Genomic DNA, 19,539 nt, shown 5'->3' with positions numbered 1-19,539 from the left:
GCCGTCCTAGACATAGCTACTTTTATACGGGTTTGTATGCCTATGGCTGGGTCAACTTTGTCGACACCTGTGCGGATTTGGTCAATGCCTTATTGCAATTGAGCCCTGGAAAGTGACCGTTTTATCAACGAGGTCAACGGGCTATGTCCCTGGTTCGCTCTCCTTTGTAAGCCCTTATGTCCCCCCGCCAGGTCGATTCCTTACCTTGGCTCGCTCCCTCCCCGCCAGGTCGATTCCTTACCTTGGCTCGCTCCCTCTTCACACCCTTGCTACCTCAACCAACCAGTGATCCTCCTACCCTTACTATTAGCAGCTATGGGCAGAGTGAGTGTGGCGTTCCCATGGAAGTAATTCAACCCATCATGGAATGGCTGTTCGCAAGTCTTTTGAATGCTGGGTACTACGGCACCGCTCACATTGTTTGGTACAACGATACGGCACCCAATCTCAAGCTAGAAAAGGCAGTGAAGGATGGGATTAGAAAAGACGAGCCAACCCTGCTTTATCGATGTGGATCAAGAGCCCAACCACCCCCCAATGGCTATTACTGGCGGTTGATGGCAGAGCACCCCTCCAACCGGATCTATCAGTTGGAAGTGAAGGATGAGGATTGAGGAGTGATGAGTGAGCCGAGCGTTAGACGTAAGCTGCCAAAGTGCGATCGCTGCCTTTTCTATGCTCATAATCCTCATCTAGTTTGCACGAATCATCCGAGTGGTGTGAGTGGTGATGCTTGTTCAGATTTTCAGTGTGACCCTACAGCCGATCCAGAAGAACTGTGGGAGCCGGAGGGGGCTAGCTACTATAACGGAGAGCTAATCGTTACTCCACATCAGTGGTGGTCACGGTTGGAGAAGCTAGCACTACTTGACTCACATCCAATGTTCACAGGTCGATGCCCTCAATGTGAAACTGGCATTGGTTTGAAAACTCCAACAGTGCATTGGGATTGTGAGTATTGTGGCTGGAAGGATGAGTCAGTTTAAGCGGCACATTAATCTACCTGGGCCTTTTCGTCTGAACGCTTCCTTCAGGGCAAGTAGGAGAGCCATTCTGAAGTAAGGGCTTGATTTTGAGAATTGCTTTCCGGCCCACAGCCTCGCAAACAATTTCTAATGGCACGTTGTCTATGTCGTCCTTGCTTGCTTTATTCGGAAACACGGCCCCAACATATCCTCTGCGAAAGGAAGCCATCTTTCCAGTTGGCACCGCATAGAAAAATGCTGATGTTGGCGTAACTTGCATTGAATGGGCATACCAGTTCATCTGGGGCTTAACACCTATATCGAGAGCATCCATTGACTCGATAAATTTTCCACGCTCAAAGTAGTGGACTTGCTGTACCCGATTTGCTGTCTCGGTAACCGCCTTTCCGTCTGCTTCCATCCTCTTGCAAGCCATTGTTAAAAAAATGCACGAATCAGACAAGATAACTGCATTTGCAGCCAGGAAAGTAATCACTGCTGCTGGCACCAAGAATCGTTTCATGCTGTTGCTGAGAGGGATAGGCTTAGAGTTCCCGATGGAAGCGGGGGAGGAAACGCGATCGCAGTAACTATTTGGAGTCGGCCTACTGGGTAAAAAAGGTTGTAGCTTAGTGGAAGAAGTAAGCTCCCAATCATGCGAATTCAGCCAGCCATTCGATCCTTTGTGCGCCGCTATCGCCTTAACTTTGATGGTTACCTTCTCCTAGTCATGTTGATTGCCAGTTTCTGCGTTCAATTCAATATCGGGCCGCGTTCAATCACGGTTCCGATTGCTGTTGGTGCTATTGCAATCTCTTTCCCCCTGGGCGTATTTAGAACGTGGGAGCGATGGCAGAATCACAAAGCATGGGTAGCTGCAAGAGAGGCTCAATTGAGAGCTGATGTGGAAGCCTGGCGAAAACCTTTGGGTGATCCAAACTGTGCTCACTCCGCACGCTCGCCTCATCTACGATGTACTGTGAATCCAGCAGGGCCGTGTGAAACATGCTCAGATTTTAAGGATCTCGAAGGGTGAGGTTAGAAGTCTGGGTTGCCACTCATCCAATTCAGGATGATGGGCGACTGCAAGGTTGACTCGGAGGCTAGGGGTTAGCTCGTGGGGATGCGCTAGCCAGACAAACTCAACGTTTCGAGCCCTTGCGAAACGTGCTCAACAACAAAATTTTAGTGCTTTAGAGATGGGGTGCACTTGGACCCTAACCCCAGTATTAGGGGCAGACTCTAGAGTTCGCGCCTTACGAGAGAAAGCGATCGCCAAGCTTGCGGTATTACCTTTTGCCTGACTTTCGCAAGGAATCTCGTAAACCCTGTAAGGCTCGACTCTGGGATCGCAGACATGGGCATCCTTGATTCAGTCGTCCTTCAGTTTCATCATCATGGCGGCTTCATCCCAGTAAGACGACACTGTTTGAAGCTTGCCAGCATCATTGATTTCAAAGACACTGATTCCCTCAGCTGTGGCATGACGACCGTTTTTGGCAACAACCTGCATCGTCCATTTGACCGCTGCTCCATTCTTGACAAAGAAAATGTTGTCTTTTGAGAGTTCTATCGTTTCAAAGAAGTGAGCCAACACCTTAAAGAGATGCTGAGCATCCTGGTGGACATGCTTTGGCGGAGCTCCAACAGGGTCATGGATTACAGCCTCTTCTGAAAAAATCCCTAACCAGCCTTCTGGATTCATCGCTGTCATGTTGTCAAAGTAAGTCGTGAGTAACGCTGCAATCTCTTCTGTTGACACGTTATTTTCCTCTACGCTGATGTCTCATTGAGTTAGCAAGTTTCAATTTCCGATCCTGACTCATGGCAGAACCAGTTCTTTTCGTGAATCATAGAATCCATCAACAGTTTTTGTAAATGGATGATGCCACCTTCCAATCAGTTCAGCTTTCAACCATGAGAGCGTTGCGGCAAGATGAGAATGTCTCTATGGATTGTTGAGCGTACTTGCCGTTGCTAAACCACCAAAGCCGCTCATCTCAAAGCACCATCTCAGCTACAGTCTCAAACTCACTCAATCGCTGTAGTGCTTAGATTGAGAGAGCGATCGCTCAGGGCGTAGCTAGAGCCGACACCTTCTGTTTTTTGCCAAGGTTTCAGGAAAGGTGAAGACTGAAACAGCTTAGAGCGATGATGTTTCCGCTTTTACCCACTTCTGGCGAACGCGATGAGAAAACTTTTGTGCAAGTGTCAGTTAGCAGAGTCAGAGGTTTCTTATCCTTTTTGCGGCCCCATCTCTCGAGTTGCAGACCAGTTACAGAAGTGGCATAGCTTCTTTGGAATCAAGCTTGCCTGTAGTGAATTCAAAGGCAACGCTCAACCCCTCCACCATTCAGCATGAAGTTTTCTCGTCTCTTACTAATTTCTATAACGTTCTTCGTGGCTACCACTCTCCCAGCCCAAGCTGCCCATTATAGGTCCACGAACGGGACAACCATCATGAACCTCAATGAGTCTGGCAGTCCTGAGCTTGCGGGTTTGCCTAAAAACAGTGGTAGCTATACCACCCTTGCAGGAGGGAAGCAAGTCAACGGAGGCATCACAATCTTGACCCAAAAGACAGCTGCGAACAACGTTACCTACACAGGAACCTTTGAGGATTTTGTGGGCAAACCGGACACGGGTTGCAAGGGCACGATTGCGTTGAATCGCACCCGCTTGGCTGGGGGTGGGGTAGCACTGAGATCTGAATGGAGGATCGCGCAAAGTGGGAGTCGGTGTGAATCGCCTGTGGGCACCAAATTCGTGGTGAACTTAGTCGAAAACTTGCCTGTGGCGAGGAATGGGAATTATCCCGGAGATCCGGGAAGCGGGTCCCTCAGTGCTGACTACTCCTGGAATCATCCCCTGTGGAAAGTCACTGATTCTACGTCACTGAACTGCCGTGCTACTCCGGGTGGGCGAGTGGTCAAGAGCTATCCGTTGGGGACGCAGTTCTCGACGCGGCTCAAGGGCATCAATACGTTTGGTACCGATTCAGCCGGCCAGCGCTGGATGTATATTCCAGGGGCAAACTGCTTTGTGCGTCACTCCCCCAGCTACCTCCGTCCCGTTTCATTACCTTACTAGAAGCCTGTTAGAACCTGGTACCTCAGCAATGCAGTTTTCCGCATACCGAGCTTTTCTGATGAAATCTACTATTGCACTCGCCTGGGTGTCAGGGCTTGTCTGCTGGGCGATCGCCTCCAGTGCTCTTGCACAACAGATTCCCAACGCTGTGCCTCGCGCAACGCCGAACTCGACAAAATCTTGGGAGCGTCCCACGCTGCGCGTCTCGTTGCCGACGAGTGCGACCCAACTAGAATTTAGTGCAGACGGCGAAACCTTATTGACTGATGGAGCCACTAAACAATCTGCCGAACTGTGGAGCTTGAAGACAGGCCAAAGAATTTCAACCTTTCCAGCCAAAGCGGGCTTTGCCTTCTGTGATATCGCTCTCAGTCCTGACGGGCAGTTTGCCGCAGGTCTCCTAGAGTCGCGTGAAGCTCCAAAGGTACAAGGTAAGCGTAAGATCGAACTCAATGTTTGGGATCTCAAAACAGGGGAATCTCAGTGGACTCGACCTATTCAAGATCATCCGCTGCAAACTCCTCCAGCTCCAGGTCAGATGCAAATCCCTGACACTGCTATTTGCCAGGTTGAGTTCAGCCCGAATAGTCGCGTCCTGGCCACAAGTATCAGCAGCCGTTCTAACAAACTTCAATCGGGAGTCCGCATCTGGAATGTCCCGCAGGGAACGTTGCAACAAGTCACAGGGTCGCCTGTTACCTACATTGACCGCTTAGCATTTAGCCCAGACAGTGCTGTGGTAGGGTTTACCACTCTGGCCAACGGCAATTCTCAACTGCATCTGTGGAATCTCAAGACCCGAAAGCTGCAAGCCAAACTGCAAGCAAGATATGAGGGTAATTTGTTGTCGATTGTGGATATTGTTTTCAGTCCTAATGAGCCAGACGTAATCGCGTTTGCCAACGATGGCATCTTTAGCTACCTTCATCATTGGCAGATTAAAACGGGAAAGTTACAACGGTTTTCGCGGCTTTCCATCGACCGAACTGCTAACCTTTTAGCACTCAGTCCGGATGGACAAACCTATGTCTATGGGTCTGATGTAATTGGATACCATATCAGTAATTTTCAAACCAACCAGAGGTGGGAGTTTCCTTCAGCCCTAAAATACAAATCCGGACCAACCAGGGTGGTCTTCAGCCAGGATGGGCAACAGATGGCAATTGTGATTGATAACCAAACGATTCAGGTCATTCGTTGAGTCAGGACTCGAGCGATAAAATCCTCACTCTACTTGAGCCGCACGTAGAATCTGCCTAGGCAGGATGGTTCCATGGCCACCTGTTTCCCAACAATCTCACTTTGAAGCACAGGGTAAAGCGGCTGGCGATGAGTCTGGTCCTACACATCTGGGTGAATGCGATCGCTAAATTGCCAAACTTATCTAACAATGAGTAAAAGGTAATTGCCCCATGAGTAGAAGTAGAGCGGCACTATTCGTCCTGTTATGAGGGCTAGCCGTTGCAATAGTGGGTGCTCTCCCGACTGTGTTCTTTCATCTCGTCAACTATCGCGATATGACCATTCCGGGCTGGTTTGAGTTATGGCTATGGACAGTAATTGTTTTCTTTAGCCTTGGGGTCTATACAACAGCTCTGGTGGTTCAGCGAAGCTTAAGACAGGAAGCAGCAATTAAGCCCACCTCTCCGTGGCTCGGTGCCATAGCGGGACCGCTGATAGGTAGAGTCATTTCAAGGCTGCCGCAATTTATGCAAGCACAGTGACCCCTTACTTTCGGGGTCACTGTGTTGTTTTTCATGGCGCTATCGTTTCTGGGGATTCGTCTTGCTTGTCAATTTCAACGTAGGCGTGCTCATGCCAATGTAAAGGTTTTATTGCTCAGAACCTGGGTGCCGTTTATGCTGACTCTGGCGCTGCTGTGGCTGCATTATGGCAGTTTCCCAGGCGCGATCGCTTCTGCGAAGGATCGGCAGCAATGGGCCTATCAAGAATTTGGTAACTACAAAAGCATTGTCGAATCAGTCAGTACTTGTCCAGCGATCCGAGCGCGAGTCGGCGACGTGAAATTGGTGGCTCCGACCTCTGGCAAAAACTATGTGATTTCTGAGCAAGGAAGCTCAGGACATAGTGGACAGTTAACTTTAGAAGTCGTGGGTGAGACAGGTGTAGGGGTCGCCAATTTTGACTTTCATATCTTTACTCATACTACGTTAGGCCGATTGACCTATCAAAATCAAACTGAAAAGATCAGCTGTCCCAGCTAGAGCAAAACTTTGTTCACGAGTTCTGGTCGCTTATGGGTCAGCGGCAAAAACCCCAGAGGCGAGCGAGTGGATTTGGACCCAAAAGATTTGATTTATGTGGAGGATTAGCGATCGTCAAATAAGGTGCAGCAGCAGCACAATATCCGTAAATTGTGTCAGAACGTGCCAAATGGTGCCCTATGTGATGGATTGCTACTGTCGGTTCTCCTCCTAGCATGACAGACTGTGCCAATGAGTGCTGTCTGGTGCGAACGTGCCACCACCGCGATCAACACCTTAGGTTTGCTGGATTAAAGGTGTTGAGGTTTTAGAGGTTTTTCGGGTAGTTCAACGGAGAGAGGGAATCTTACCTCAAGCGGGCGATCGGTCTGCAAGCTTACGAAATAACCTCCCGCTTGAGTACTGCCACAAAATCCCACAGTTCCCCATTAGCACGTGTGCCAGGAAGAATTGACACTAACTCCCAGCCTCTAGCTCCCGCTTCGTTCAATACATCCTCAAGTTCTATTTCGTTGATCTTTCCTGCCCCGAATGTTCCTTGAGCAAAGAACTTAATCGTTTTATATTCCCACTCACCCATGGCCTTCTCTAAAGAGTTTCAAAATTACCCTAAATTTTTCCGATACTCATCTCTCACTACAAAGTCTGAGCTTAGAGGCGATCGCCCCCAGGCCAAATCTCTGAAAACTCAGCTCCCCCGTTGCTCGTTGCTATCGATTGTCATAATCTCTATAAATAGAATAATCACACAAAGCTTGGTCCAGCATGGGTTCAAGCGATTCCTAATTGCAACTCAGGTTGAAGCGATCGTAAAATTTACGAAAGTTGTTAGTTAACACGACATTTTGGCCATACGTGGAATTGGTGAAGCGATCGCAACAGTTTAGGTGGTTGTAGTGCATCGAAGCGTTATCGATAGAACATCCGGCGAGACCTAGCAGCCCCATGAGCAATCCCGCCACCCCATCGACGCCCTCCAGTACCCGCTCACGGCGTTTCTACCATGGCACCCGGGCAGACCTCAAGCCTGGCGACCTGATTCAGCCTGGTTATGCCTCCAACTACACCGAGCGGCGATCGCAGTGGGTCTACTTCAGCGAGACGCTGGACGCGGCCACTTGGGGAGCGGAGCTGGCGAGGGGCCAAGGTCCAGGCCGCATCTACTTAGTGGAACCAACCGGCTCGTTTATGGATGACCCCAACCTGACGGACAAGAAGTATCCGGGGAATCCGACAAAGTCCTACCGCTCGCGGGAGCCCCTGCGGGTGGTGAGCGAATACCTGAACTGGCAGGGACACTCTCCGGAGGTCATCCAAGCGATGAAGGACCGCATCGCGGGTTTGGAGCCCATCGATGACTGAGTTACTCTACACGAGTTGCGAGGGGTCCGATCGCGCATTCAGAACAAGCCGTTGGTCAACCTGAAATCTGATTGAGAGACGCTAATGCTCAGTTGCTCGTAGCAAAAGTTGAATTAGGTGGTCGAGATTGAACTGACAATAGCAGACGACGCACTAAATGCGACATAAAGTTGTGGTGGCTGAAGGTCAGGTTGAAGAAACGGATTGGCATTGCTTTGAGGCTTTTAAGCGGGTTCGAGAGAAACTAGCTTTGCAGGACCTCCTGCCAATGTGCTACGGAGCCAGCAGGAAAGTCGTACTTTCGGGAATGCTGATCGATATGGGTTTGGGGTTAGAAGTATATAAAGTAGGTGAAAACGGTCAGCCGTGTCCTGAAGCCGTATACAATTTCGAGAATGGTGACGATATGAAACTTGTTAGTGTTGAAGTCCAAGCGAAGCTTCAGGATGAATGGACGAAAGCAGCTTTACAAGAACTTGAGTAGAATTGCACAACCCAACAAATCCCGTTGCACACCACTGAGGGAAGCGATTGTTGAGGATGCAGAGGCAATCGGTAGCGGGCGAACGGGAACGTTAGAAATTGTCAATGAACGAATTCTTCCTTTCCGCACTCTCATTCGGATTGGCTGCGGGTCTTAAACCGGGGCCACTCGGTGTCATCGTAATTCAACAAGCTTTATCGAGAGGGCTTATCGCCGGAGTGCGAGCAAGCCTTGCACCCTTGATTACCGATGGCCCAATCATCATCGCGGCACTTTGGTTTCTCTCGCAATTCAAGAGTATCAAACTATTTGCTGCGGCTCTCAGTTTGGTTGGAGGAGCCTATCTGCTTTGGCTATCCGCAAGGATGTTTCGCGTCAACGACATTTCGTTAACCGGAAAGCTTGAATCACAAAGCTCCCTCGCTACAGCCGTGAAGGTAAACCTTCTCAACCCAGGTCCCTATCTCTTTTGGTTTACGGTTGGCGGGAACTACATCATTCGCGGCTCTACCGCCGAGAGCGTTGTCTTCATAGTAACAGCGATTGGAACCCTGATCGCTTCCAAGGTTGCTATTGCCGTTCTTGCCGTCCGCTGTTTCCCGTCCTTGGAGAGCCGTGGCTACCGCCTAACGATGAAGTTACTTGCTAGCATATTGGGCTGGTTTGGCCTCGTATCCATTGGGAGGGCGGCTGAACTTGGCCTCCACTATGCCCGCGATTTCTAACTCTTTGTTGCAGTGGACAGCCAAAAAGCTGCGCTTTTGTCCGCTGCAACAAAGAGTTAGAAACTGTCCCCTCTCCTTCACCTACCGCTTATGCCAGAGCAACCTGTACCAGAAATCAAACTGCTACGCGCAGCATACGCAGCCTTCAACGCGCGTGACATTGATGCCGCCCTCGTCCTCATGACTCCCGACGTGGCTTGGCCGAAGGCATTCAAAGGCGGTTTTGTTCGTACTCCTGAAGCAGTCCGCGCTTACTGGACGGAGCAGTGGAGTGAGATCAATCCCCACGTCGAGCCGGTTGCCTTTCACCCGGAGGAGGATGGGCAGGTCTGGGTCGAGGTGCATCAGGTTGTGCGCGATCTGTCCGGAGCCGTGCTTGCCGATGAGCACGTCGGCCACCGTTTCACCATTAAGCATGGCTTGATTCAAGCCATGGAAGTTTGCCCACTTTCATCGTCTGGCCTCGGTGCCTAACAACGAACAACGCGCATACACACCAACCGTTGAGAGTTATCAGTATGCTACAAAGGTGATCTATGGCGAGTGATAGGCAACCTTAGCTGGCTGCGTTTCCAAGTTAGAGCTAGCTGTTGAATAGTGCCGAGGATTTGATGGTTTGCCCGAAGCTGGATTAACAGGTCGTGTTGCCCTTGTGACTGGTGTGAGTCGGCGCAAAGGGATTGGCTTTGCGATCGCCCAACAACTAGCGATGCTAGGTGCAGACGTATTTATTCATTCTTTTTCACCCTTTGATGCCAGTCAACCTTGGGGTGCTGACCCAGATGGAATTTCTGCAATTATTGAAGGCCTTCAGCAACAGGGCATGCGTATTGCTCATGCTGAAGCAGACCTGCTCGACTGCATGGCTCCCCAACAACTGATGAACGCTGCTATACAAGCCTTTGGTCATATCGATATTTTGATTGCCAATCACGCTTACAGTACGATGGGGAGCTTGGAAGAATTAACCGCAGCAGAAATTGACAAGCATTTACAAGTGAATGTGCGAGGGACGTTATTATTAGTGCAAGCGTTTGCGGCTCAACATGATGGTCGCTCTGGAGGCCGATTGGTTCTTCTTACTTCTGGACAGCATCTTAACCCGATGCCTGGAGAGTTAGCGTATGTTGCTTCCAAGGGTGCACTTCATCAACTCACACTGAGTTTGTCAGCTCATTTAATTTCACGGGGCATTACTGTAAATACAGTCAATCCTGGCGCAACAGACACAGGTTATGCCTCTGCTGAGCTGTATGAATCAATTCGGATAGCTCATCCACAAGGACGTTGGGGACAACCAGAAGATGCAGCGCGTCTCGTTGGGTGGCTTGTGAGCGATGAGGCTCAGTGGATTACAGGACAAGTTCTCAATTCCACAGGAGGTGGAGTGTAGATCTAAGTGCTAGCGTAGGCTAACCAGCCAGCGCAGCGGACAGAAGAAGTTCGTCTGAGCGATTGCAAAGTCCGATGCCGCCGTAGATTTTTGCCGTCATAGCTAGCATCATTGCCGAAAATGAGTCGTTTTGGTTGGTTGAGTACGAGAGGTTGTCTGCGACGGGTGATTGGATCGCTATGCGGCTCAAGGGAGCGCTTGAATCACCATTGAAAAGTCATCTGTGGGATATTGCAAACGGACTTAAGCTTGAAGGAACAATAGAATGCTATGGCTTGTGGTGTCTCTGGGAGTGTTGATAGGAGTAGTCGGGTTCGGAGCAATTTATCAAACACTAGCTACAAGACGCGATCGCCGCAGATTTCTGCCACCTGGAAAATTAATTGCAATCGACGGCAATCATTGGCACTACCAAGTGATGGGCGAAGGGCTCCCCACCGTCATTTTGGATAGTGGAGCCGGAGGGACTCACATCGATTGGCAACTCGTACAACCTGAGGTTGCGAAATTTACGAGAGTTTTGACCTACGATCGCGCAGGCTATGGCTGGAGTGATTTCAGTTCAGAACCCCGCACAGCTGAGCAAATCGTTAGAGAGTTGCGGCAACTTTTGCGTGAGATTGAGATTGAACCACCTTATGTCTTAGTCGGCATGTCTTTAGGGGGTTTATTCAGTCGTTTATTTGCCTATCACTATCCAGAGGAAGTGGCTGGGATGGTTTTAGTCGATGTAGCGCACGAGAGAATGTACGAGGAGACCCCAGCCGAGTGGGTTGAATTGAACAAACGGCTTGAAGGGCTATTAGTTCATGTGTTGCCAATCATGGGACACATAGGTTTGCTGCGTTTGCTCGTGACGTTTGATGTTTTACCGATGGCGGCTGGTTTATTCCAAAAATTCCCACCTGCACTGCGCCCGCTTGCTAAAGCAATCTATTCTCAAACTCAGTTTGGGAAAGCCTTTGCTCAGGAGTCAGCTGCGGTCTCAGCCAGTATAAATCAGGTTGAGCAGGTACGAAAGACAAATTCATTTCCTGACATTCCTCTCATCGCCTTGTCGTCTGGAGAGCCCGACTTCGACATCACCCAAGAGGTGCTTGAGAAATTGCAAGAATTACATGGAGATCTAGCGAGTGAGTTACCTCAGGGTGTTCACACAATTGTGCACAACAGTGGACATGCCATCCAACTCGACCAACCAGAATCTGTCATTGCTGCAATTCGCCAAGTTGTTGAAAAAGTGCGTTGTAGTAGCATCACCTAACGCTTTAGTAGCTAGCGACAATGCCGAAAATGACTATCTTCGGCATTATTTGAGTTGCGATCGCTTGAGCTCTCAATGATTTGAGGCGTACTACAAAAAATACGGCATTATCTATTTTCGGCAATGTTTCTCAAAAGCAGGGACGGCATAGAGCCCGTGACCGCACTTTGCTGTTAATAATGTTCCGGGATGGATTGAGAGTCAGAGATGTTGAACTCCTGAAATCGGATGCACTCATGCTGAATGAGCAAGCGATCGCAGGGTTTTGATCACGCCCTTTCTGCCCTTGCAACCTTCATTGATCAATTACTGCTAGCCATGATACTGCGGCGGCAATATCATTGTAGAACACGCGATGATTGGCTTCGCCAAACGCCAGGCGGGCCAGGTAAGCAATCCCCGTATTGGGCACAACTATCGCGACTTTTACATCAGCTTGCTTGAGCGCATCGGTTAACCCCTGCTGCGTGAGCACAATTTCTATCGGCGGGCGCTCAAGCTCCAAGGCATCGTACATCACCTGTTTGCAGCCCGTGTCTCTCTGCAACATCACAATGCGCTGATGACACTCCTGTATGAGATCGGCTGTAGCCACCCCGCGAATTCGCGCGAGGATGATTCCACCCACAAGCTCAACCCATAACTGATCTGGACTCTCGTTTAGCATAATGATGCTCGTTGATGAAATTGTCTCGGCTCAACTTTTAATTAGCCCAAATCAATTCTGCCAATCTCCCAAGTTGGACATGAGCCCGAAAAAATTTTCGTATAGTACCTCTGATTTCGGGAATTAGCCCGAATTCTTTAGTGTTTCTTCGCGCTAGTTTCACCTTTTATCCCGCCTAAGATCCCAGCTGAAACCCAACTATGGCAGGTGAAGTACTTAAACAATAGGGTTAGGCAAGATCATCGAAATATCAAGCAAATCACCAAGCCAATGATGGGCTTCAAATCTTTCAACCCGGTAAGACGAGCCTTGCGCGGAATTGAAGCGGTGAGCCTGCTCCGCAAAGGCAAGTGAAGGGGAATTGAAAAAGGTGATATGCGAGCCAAGCTAGAATTCGTGTCTCAAATTTTTCGAGCGGGTTGCTTAATTGAGTCTAGATTAGGTCAACGGTTTGTTCTCCAATGGTTTTTGCAACAGAACCGCATTTTCTAGGGTAGTCTTGTGTCCAAGTGGCAAGCCTATCTTTTTTTTGTACTTAGCAGCTCTATTGCCCGCTACATAGTTACTTCAAGCTTCCTGTCACCCTCTGAGGCTTCGCCAGTTTGAACCTATGAAAAGATGTTCTTAACCATAACGTTCAGTACAGCTATGTGTTTAACTAGCTACACAACTATTGGTAAGGAGACTACAAAAGTTGTCTCTCCCTGAGCACTATTGACATCGATGGCTCCCCCCAAGCGCTTCACTAGCTTTTGCACAAGAGCCAGCCCTAGTCCAGTGCCACCCTGTTTCCAGCGATCGGCATGGGCAACTCGATAGAACTTGTCAAAGATCTGTGGGAGATCACTGGCTGGAATTTCTGCTCCAAAATTGGTGACTCGTAGCTGGAGCTGATTTTGCTCGACTGCAACACTCACCACAATCCGTTCTTCTGGCGGCGTATATTTACAAGCATTGTGCAGCAGTTCTACCAAAATCCGGTTGAGTGCATCTGGATTAGACTCAATCTGCGGTGGCGAATCAGGTATTTCAATCTGCAAGTACTGCTGATGAGCATCAGCCCGTTCTTGAAACGATTCTAATAAGGCAGATAACCAAAGTTTAAGATCAATGCGTTCAGTGACCAATGGCGCTGACGTAAACTCTAGCCGCTGTAGATCTAATAAATCATTGATCAAGCTAATTTCTCGTTCACATTCACTGTCGAGAATTCGTAAATACTGGGTAACTCTCGAGTTCGGGGTAGCATTTGCTGACTGAGAAATGTCAGTGATCGCTGGCTCGTCGGTAGCAGCAGTTTCAGAACGCGCTAAGGTGACTTTGAGCATTTTGATCGCCATCTTTATGTTAGTCACGGGCGTTCGCAGTTCATGCGAAACAGTGCTGAGAAAGTCATCCTTCATCTGATGTAAGCTCTCTAACGCTGCTACCTGACTTTGAGCGGCTGCATAGAGCCGTGCTTGCCGAATCGCGATCGCACATTGATTTGCCACCTGCTGCACTAGGCGAATCTCATGTTCAACAAACACTGTTGCTTGGAGCCGAGAAAGGCACAGATCACCCAAGACCCCTTGATCATCAAAAATAGGACAGGCAAGGAGCGTTAATGCACCATATTCCAAATAAGGTTCGCAAGATTGAAACCACTGACGGTGCAGCAGGTGGTGGTAGATCTCTGGGAACTCTGCCATCGACACAGTTTTCCCTTGCTTTTGGCGGCTGAGGGTCGTGTACTCGTAGCAGGTGGTTGCAGTTTGTTGTCCCAGGTCATAAAGTGCTGTGTCACATGAAGCCACCCCTAAACCCAAAGCCAGCTCTTGCACAGCGGTTTGCAGAATATGTCTCTCGTCAAGATTGTCTCGAACTTTATCGGTAATTCGCTTTAGCAGGGCATCAAAGTCTCGCGCCTGCTGGAGCTGAGCAGTTCGCGCCTGTACCTGTTGCTCCAGATTGGCATTGAGTTGCTGCACCTGTTGATAAAGGTGTGACTGTTGCAGTGCGATCGCGACCTGGTCGGAGAGTTGCTTGAGCAGGTCAATTTCAAGCGGACTCCACGGTCGAGGCTGAGTGCATTGATTTACGCTCAGCAACCCCCATAGGGTTTGCTCTTGGACAATCGGAACAACGAGATTGGCTCTAATCTGCAAAGCCGCCAATAAATCAACGTGACACGGCGACAAATTTGCTGCATAAATGTCCGCGATGTTGAGCACTCGTCCCTGTCGATACTGCCTAGCATAGCCGTCGCTAAAACACTGATCTTTGACTGCTCTGCCTAAAATTGACAGATTGGGCGTAATCACAGATTCCACGATGACGACTCCGCTCCAATCTGGCTCAAACCGATAAATTAACACGCGCTCGACACGGAGCAACTGGCGAACTTCCACTACCGTTGTATTCAGAATGGCATCAAGGTTTAAGGACTGGCGAATCCGCTGGGTGATTTCTGCCAGCAATTCTTTCTGCTCGGCTTGTTGCCGTAGGGTTGCTTCGGCTTGTTGCCGCTGGGTAATTTCTATTCTTAGCTCTTGGTTCGCGGCGGCTAACTCTTCTGTGCGCTGCTGTACCCGTTGTTCTAGCTCTGCATTGAGGTTACGGATCTCTGTCTTTGCCGCCTGGAGGGCAAGCTGGTTTTCAATGCGGGCCAAGACTTCTTCTGCCTGGAAGGGCTTGGTAATATAGTCGGCTCCCCCTACCTCAAATGCCTTGACTTTGTCCCAGGTCTCATCCAGAACACTCAGGAAAATCACCGGAATCTCGCGGGTTTGCTCTGCTGCCTTGAGCTGTTGACAAACCTCGTAGCCGTTGATTCTAGGCATCTGGATGTCAAGTAAAATCAAATCCGGTGGAGCTGAGCGGACCACTCTCAGGGCCATCACCCCATCAATCACGCCTCGAACCTGGTATCCTCGCTCCGTTAGAGTGGATGACAGAAGGTGCAGGTTTTCTGGTGTATCGTCAACAATCAGAATATTTCCCTTGGGGATCTGATTCGGAGGGATATCCATCAAGATGCTCCCTCCACTAGGGCAATAATTTTATCACAACGGAAGTTATGAACCCAGTGACTTAAGGTGTCAGCTAGAAGGGCTTGCTCTGCTGGAATTTCCGCAATCAGTTGGAATAACCAGGTATTATTCACTTGATCGGCTGCTTGGTAGAGCTGTGCAATCCACTCAGTCGGCATGACTGTTAAGCTTTCAACACCTAGCCTATAACCCTCAGCCTTAGCATTTTGCTGGTTTGGGTAATTGCCGTCTTGCTGCATGCTTACCGGAGCATCGCTTGTTCCGTAGCTATACCTTACCGCCAAATACTGAGCGATCTTGTTAAGAATGGCCGCTTCTTGTATCGGTTTGCATACAAAGTCATCACACCCAGCGGCCAAGATCAGGGCTCGATCTGCATCCAACACACTTGCGGATAAGGCAATGATAGTGGTCCCTGATCCTTGTGGTTGTGCCTTGATGTATTGGGTTGCTGCATATCCATCCATCACAGGCATTCGCATATCCATCCAGATCAGATGGGGTTGCCAATGTTGCCACAGCGCGATCGCCGCCTGTCCATTCTCAGCCTCGCGCACCTCAAAGCCCAGAGGAGCCAGCATTCTCACCAGCAACTGACGGTTGGTTGAGCGATCGTCTACTACCAAAATTCGGTAGGGGGGCTGATCGGGTGCCAATCCCATCACACGTTGGACTGCTTGCTGTAATGTCACAGCGGCTTCGGCATCCCCCACCTGGATCTCAAAGGTGAATATGGTGCCACTGCCCAAGGTGCTATTCACAGTAATGTCTCCACCCAGCAGGCGGACAAATTGACGGCTGATCGGTAATCCCAAGCCTGTTCCCTCTTGAGATCTCAGACCCGATTCGGTTTGCGAAAAAGCCTCAAATAAGGTTCCTAGCTCGTTGGTAGCAATGCCCACACCTGTGTCTTCCACCTCAAACCGTAACGTCAGGGAGGAGGAAGGGGCGGGCGTATCAGAAGGGGGGGGCGCATTTTTGTCGTCTGCTGTGGCGGTTTCTTCTACCCGCTCTAAGACGCTGACGCGCAGGATTACGCTGCCTTGTTGAGTAAATTTAATGGCATTCCCCAATAGGTTAAGCAGGATTTGCCGCAGTTTTCTTTCATCTGATCGCACGTATTGAGGTACTTCAGGAGTACGGCTAAACATCAACTGCAAACCCTTAGCGTTAGTTTGTAGTTGCAGCATCTCTTCTAACGTATCGAGCAGGCGATATAGGTCCAACCGATTTTCATACAGCGTTACTTGTCCTGCCTCGATCTTCGACATCTCTAACACGTCGTTAATCAGGTCTAGTAAGTGCTCGCCGCTGTGATTGATAATTTCTAATTCTGCGGCTGCGGATGCTAAAGCTGGATTGCGTGCTAACAACCGAGAAAAACCGAGAATGGCGTTAAGCGGCGTTCTTAGCTCGTGGCTCATGTTGGCTAGAAACTTGCTTTTGGCTTGGTTTGCCGTATCCGCCGCTTCTTTCGCGGCTTTGAGCTGAACGGTCCGTTCGGCAACACGGGTTTCTAGTTCCTCAAACGATCGCTTTAACTGGGTTGCCATCTGATTAAAAGACTGACCCAATGCCTCTAGCTCATTAATGCCTTTGACCGTCACGGTTTGGTCAAGATGGCCCGTTGCGATCGCCTGGGAGGCAGCGCTGAGCCGTAAAATGGGTTTTGTGATCCAGCGAGATGTGGCAATTCCTACAATAACTGCCAGCACCAATGCACCCAAGCAGAGCAGAACGGTGGCGCGAGTGTTGGCGTTGATTTGTGCCATGAAGTCAGATTCTGGCACCACCACCACAATTAGCCAATCCAGCCCCCGTTCATCGTAAAGAGGCAAGACTTGCACAAATTCTCTTTGACCTTGCAGCATAAAGTCAAACTGCTGACTGTGATTAATCTGCCTAAGACTACCGAAGCGATCGATTAAATGCTGAGCTGTAAAGCGAATTAGGGGAATGCTGCTTTCGGTAGCTAGGAGCCGACTGACCTGACCATCCGCTTTGGTCAAAAATGGCTGTTCAGTAGTGGATGAGGCGACGATGAGCCCTGAGCGCTCAATGATAAAGGTCTTCCCCGATCGCCCCACCCTTAAATTTTGTAGAAATTGACTAATGCTTGAGAGATATAAATCAGTACTGACCACTCCCCGGAAAGTTCCAGTCTGATCATACACAGGCTGACTAGCTGAAATGCCCAAGCTGGGCTGAATGTAGTACTGGTAAATGGAGTTCCAATGAGGACGTTTCGCCTGTTTTGCCCCTATATACCAGGGTCTTATGCGGGGGTCATAATCGGGATGAGTTTCCCTACGTCCTGTTGGGTTGCCCTGGCGATCGACGTTGATGATTGTGTTGACAAAACGAGTGGAGCGATCGGTAATTTCAATCACAGGCGTACCGTCATCCCGATAGCCAGCTCCGGCGTATTCTTTCCGTTCTCCACCAAAACTGATGTAACTTGTATTGGGAAACTGCTGCAACTGCCAGAACAAGTAGCCTCTCATCCGACTCATGTCATTCGGATTCCACAGCGAAAAGCGGGAAATAGCATCTGCACTGATGGCATTGACTAGATGGGGCGTTTCCAAATACGTATCTAGGTGCTGCTGAATCCGGGCAGTAACTTCGTTCCGTAACTGTCTAGCGACCTCATTAACTGCATTCTGCCCATTCCGTAGTGAGAGCCATCCAGTTACTCCCACTGCTGCAGAAATTTGCAAGATAAAAGGTATCACTAAAACCAGACGTAGCGGAATCTTGTAGGAGTTGCCTGTAGCTGAACAATCTTGGTTCAGAAGGGCCATATAGTAGATTCTCACTTAGCTCGCTTTCAGCCATCGAGCAGCAGAAACCTTCTGCATATTTCAGGTGCGATTGATCTTCAATACCGCCTAGTGGCTTTATTTAGTTAAGGCAGAAAAACTCTGAGTCCTCACAAGCTCTTCGATATTTCCACCTGATTTACAGGATACAGCAACTAGGGATTGAGTTAAACTCAGTAAATCAGTCATCTACTCCACTGAGTTTGCAAAACCGTGTCTCGCAGAAGGGGTGCTGTTCCACAGCGCAGGCCTGTCGCAGCAAAATCGGGGACGCTGATTCAAGCTCGACATTCGTTTGAACAATCCATGTAGTCAGCATGATGTGCGCTCCATACTCTGACCGAGAGAGGTTCAATTCTGTCCAACGCAAAAACTTAAAGCCGCGATCGTCCCCTCTAGTTCCAACTCCGACACCTCCAGATATCGTTGGAGTGCCTGTAAGCTCCAGGGCCTAGAGATCTCCTGAATCACCCTCAGGGGTATTCATGCGCTACTCATGTGGGTTAGAGCGGTTCATCTAAAACTGTGAGTGCTAACTCCTTCCAGCCCTAGGCGATCGAACGTCTCCCGTAGAATTTCATCCGCTGGCTTGGGATTGATGTGCCCGCGCCTGTGCCGCCCGGGGAAGAGGTACTGTTGACTCGCCCCAGCTTGGTACATCTCCAGATATCCCTTAAGAACCGAATTGACGGGAATCTGCCGCGTCTCCTGCTTCCCCTTCGTGTTGGCTTTGCGGAGGGTCAGCTTTGCCCTCACCCCTGCTCCGTCATAAGCGTCTGTGGTCAGCATCGAACAGGCCTCACTAATGCGGCAGCCTGTGTAGAGGCAGATGCCGAACAGTACCCGATCGCGATCGCCCTAGCAGAGCAAGGACTCCAGGTGTGCATTACTTGTAGGAGAAATGGTTACCAAGTGTGGGTGAGCTTAAGAAACTCTCTCGCCGTTGCTACTTTGTCAGAAGAGATGACAGCTTGTGAAAAGGCACTGAATTCGACCCCTTTTACTTGAGCTGTAAGGCTGTTCTGGGCTGATCGCTTTTAAGGTTCCAAGTCTGTCTTGTCCATCTTAGAAGGCGATCGCTCAGCAATTTGGAAATTCACCACAGCTATGCTCACCTAGCCTATGTTCTCTCCTTATGCCTCTTCCATCATGTAGCTGAGCAGGTTGAGCAATTTTGCGGATGAGTATCATTGGCATCCCAGTTGATACTGAAGCTTATCAATTCAGCCACAGACTCTATCCCATAGTTTTGAGGGTTTGCTCCTAAGTATTACAGTTGTATTTAAGCAGATGAGGCAAGAAACTGCTGGGGGGACATAAGGGCTTACAAAGGAGAGCGAACCAGGGACATAGCCCGTTGACCTCGTTGATAAAACGGTCGCTTTCCAGGGCTCAATGATTAAGCGAGTGCCTTTGAGTCCCGTTCTCTCCAAATGATAGCCTCCCCTTTTGCAATCTCTGGGCATCTGCTCAATCCCCATGCGCTTGGCATAAGCTCGATTGCAGCTTG

The 19,539-nt window shown here is 49.5% G+C and carries 21 protein-coding genes and 1 pseudogene; 15 read left to right on the top strand and 7 right to left on the bottom strand.

Annotated elements, in window-relative coordinates; translation table 11 throughout:
• Positions 1–176 precede the first annotated feature (176 nt).
• Together NDA01_RS27885 and NDA01_RS27880 are read left to right on the top strand one after the other, a co-directional pair.
• Positions 177–614 (top strand): hypothetical protein, encoded by a 438-nt coding sequence (locus tag NDA01_RS27885; RefSeq protein ID WP_348230585.1) that lies wholly within the window; start codon positions 177–179, stop codon positions 612–614.
• Positions 615–620: 6 nt separating this feature from the next.
• Positions 621–986 carry a hypothetical protein gene (locus NDA01_RS27880; protein ID WP_348230584.1) on the top strand — a complete coding sequence of 122 codons (366 nt, stop codon included), beginning with the start codon at positions 621–623 and terminating at the stop codon, positions 984–986.
• A 13-nt stretch (positions 987–999) separates the two neighbouring features.
• On the opposite strand, the gene NDA01_RS27875 is transcribed toward NDA01_RS27880, so the two are convergent.
• Positions 1,000–1,488, bottom strand: coding sequence for a type IV pilin-like G/H family protein (locus tag NDA01_RS27875; RefSeq protein ID WP_190441988.1), 489 nt, complete (start codon positions 1,486–1,488; stop codon positions 1,000–1,002).
• Between the two features lie 132 nt (positions 1,489–1,620).
• Here NDA01_RS27875 and NDA01_RS27870 point away from each other — a divergent pair, with 132 nt between their 5' ends.
• On the top strand, positions 1,621–2,001 hold the full coding sequence (locus NDA01_RS27870; protein ID WP_348230583.1) for a DUF6464 family protein: 381 nt from the start codon (positions 1,621–1,623) through the stop codon (positions 1,999–2,001).
• Positions 2,002–2,337: 336 nt separating this feature from the next.
• Here the strand turns inward: NDA01_RS27870 and NDA01_RS27865 are convergent, their stop codons facing one another.
• Positions 2,338–2,727 carry a nuclear transport factor 2 family protein gene (locus NDA01_RS27865; protein WP_348230582.1) on the bottom strand — a complete coding sequence of 130 codons (390 nt, stop codon included), beginning with the start codon at positions 2,725–2,727 and terminating at the stop codon, positions 2,338–2,340.
• A 698-nt stretch (positions 2,728–3,425) separates the two neighbouring features.
• On the opposite strand from NDA01_RS27865, the gene NDA01_RS27860 reads away from it, so the two are divergent.
• The 4 genes from NDA01_RS27860 (at position 3,426) to NDA01_RS27845 (ending at position 6,280) form a co-directional block, all read left to right on the top strand.
• Entirely contained in the window at positions 3,426–4,055 is a 630-nt protein-coding gene (locus tag NDA01_RS27860; protein WP_348230581.1) for a hypothetical protein, read from the top strand.
• A 58-nt stretch (positions 4,056–4,113) separates the two neighbouring features.
• Positions 4,114–5,256 carry a WD40 repeat domain-containing protein gene (locus NDA01_RS27855; protein ID WP_348230580.1) on the top strand — a complete coding sequence of 381 codons (1,143 nt, stop codon included), beginning with the start codon at positions 4,114–4,116 and terminating at the stop codon, positions 5,254–5,256.
• Positions 5,257–5,524: 268 nt separating this feature from the next.
• Positions 5,525–5,779, top strand: a complete 255-nt coding sequence (locus NDA01_RS27850) for a hypothetical protein (RefSeq protein WP_348230579.1) — start codon at positions 5,525–5,527, stop codon at positions 5,777–5,779.
• 33 nt (positions 5,780–5,812) lie between these two features.
• Positions 5,813–6,280, top strand: coding sequence for a hypothetical protein (locus NDA01_RS27845; RefSeq protein WP_348230578.1), 468 nt, complete (start codon positions 5,813–5,815; stop codon positions 6,278–6,280).
• Positions 6,281–6,656: 376 nt separating this feature from the next.
• Here the strand turns inward: NDA01_RS27845 and NDA01_RS27840 are convergent, their stop codons facing one another.
• Entirely contained in the window at positions 6,657–6,860 is a 204-nt protein-coding gene (locus NDA01_RS27840; protein WP_348230577.1) for a DUF4177 domain-containing protein, read from the bottom strand.
• 365 nt (positions 6,861–7,225) lie between these two features.
• On the opposite strand from NDA01_RS27840, the gene arr reads away from it, so the two are divergent.
• From arr to NDA01_RS27805, 7 genes are all read left to right on the top strand, one after another.
• Positions 7,226–7,642 (top strand): NAD(+)--rifampin ADP-ribosyltransferase, encoded by a 417-nt coding sequence (gene arr, locus NDA01_RS27835; protein ID WP_348230576.1) that lies wholly within the window; start codon positions 7,226–7,228, stop codon positions 7,640–7,642.
• Positions 7,643–7,799: 157 nt separating this feature from the next.
• Positions 7,800–8,126: a hypothetical protein gene (locus tag NDA01_RS27830; protein ID WP_348230575.1), complete on the top strand. Its 327-nt coding sequence runs from the start codon at positions 7,800–7,802 to the stop codon at positions 8,124–8,126.
• A 104-nt stretch (positions 8,127–8,230) separates the two neighbouring features.
• Positions 8,231–8,851, top strand: coding sequence for a LysE family translocator (locus NDA01_RS27825; RefSeq protein ID WP_348230574.1), 621 nt, complete (start codon positions 8,231–8,233; stop codon positions 8,849–8,851).
• Positions 8,852–8,941: 90 nt separating this feature from the next.
• Complete coding sequence (locus NDA01_RS27820; protein ID WP_190560151.1) at positions 8,942–9,325, top strand: nuclear transport factor 2 family protein; 384 nt, start codon at positions 8,942–8,944, stop codon at positions 9,323–9,325.
• Positions 9,326–9,467: 142 nt separating this feature from the next.
• The gene (locus NDA01_RS27815) at positions 9,468–10,244 is read left to right on the top strand and encodes an SDR family oxidoreductase (RefSeq protein WP_348230573.1); all 777 of its coding nucleotides are present in this window, start codon (positions 9,468–9,470) and stop codon (positions 10,242–10,244) included.
• 265 nt (positions 10,245–10,509) lie between these two features.
• Positions 10,510–11,508, top strand: coding sequence for an alpha/beta fold hydrolase (locus NDA01_RS27810; RefSeq protein ID WP_348230572.1), 999 nt, complete (start codon positions 10,510–10,512; stop codon positions 11,506–11,508).
• 80 nt (positions 11,509–11,588) lie between these two features.
• On the top strand, positions 11,589–11,777 hold the full coding sequence (locus NDA01_RS27805) for a site-specific integrase (RefSeq protein ID WP_348230571.1): 189 nt from the start codon (positions 11,589–11,591) through the stop codon (positions 11,775–11,777).
• A gap of 26 nt (positions 11,778–11,803) precedes the next feature.
• Here NDA01_RS27805 and NDA01_RS27800 read toward each other — a convergent pair whose 3' ends face one another.
• Positions 11,804–12,175, bottom strand: coding sequence for a hypothetical protein (locus tag NDA01_RS27800; protein ID WP_348230570.1), 372 nt, complete (start codon positions 12,173–12,175; stop codon positions 11,804–11,806).
• A gap of 195 nt (positions 12,176–12,370) precedes the next feature.
• On the opposite strand from NDA01_RS27800, the pseudogene NDA01_RS32090 reads away from it, so the two are divergent.
• Positions 12,371–12,470: pseudogene (locus NDA01_RS32090) on the top strand (IS6 family transposase); the annotation flags it as partial.
• 367 nt (positions 12,471–12,837) lie between these two features.
• Here the strand turns inward: NDA01_RS32090 and NDA01_RS27795 are convergent.
• From NDA01_RS27795 to NDA01_RS27785, 3 genes are all read right to left on the bottom strand, one after another.
• On the bottom strand, positions 12,838–15,186 hold the full coding sequence (locus NDA01_RS27795; protein WP_348230569.1) for a GAF domain-containing protein: 2,349 nt from the start codon (positions 15,184–15,186) through the stop codon (positions 12,838–12,840).
• Positions 15,186–18,011, bottom strand: a complete 2,826-nt coding sequence (locus NDA01_RS27790; protein ID WP_348230568.1) for an ATP-binding protein — start codon at positions 18,009–18,011, stop codon at positions 15,186–15,188. Before NDA01_RS27790 ends, NDA01_RS27795 begins: the two co-directional genes overlap by 1 nt.
• 531 nt (positions 18,012–18,542) lie before the next feature.
• A complete protein-coding gene (locus NDA01_RS27785) occupies positions 18,543–18,869 on the bottom strand; it encodes a tyrosine-type recombinase/integrase (protein WP_348230586.1) in 327 nt (108 codons plus the stop codon).
• Positions 18,870–19,539 lie beyond the last annotated feature (670 nt).

Source organism: Trichocoleus desertorum AS-A10, from assembly GCF_039962155.1.
Taxonomy (GTDB): domain Bacteria; phylum Cyanobacteriota; class Cyanobacteriia; order FACHB-46; family FACHB-46; genus Trichocoleus.
This window is presented reverse-complemented; position numbering and strand designations above follow the sequence as displayed.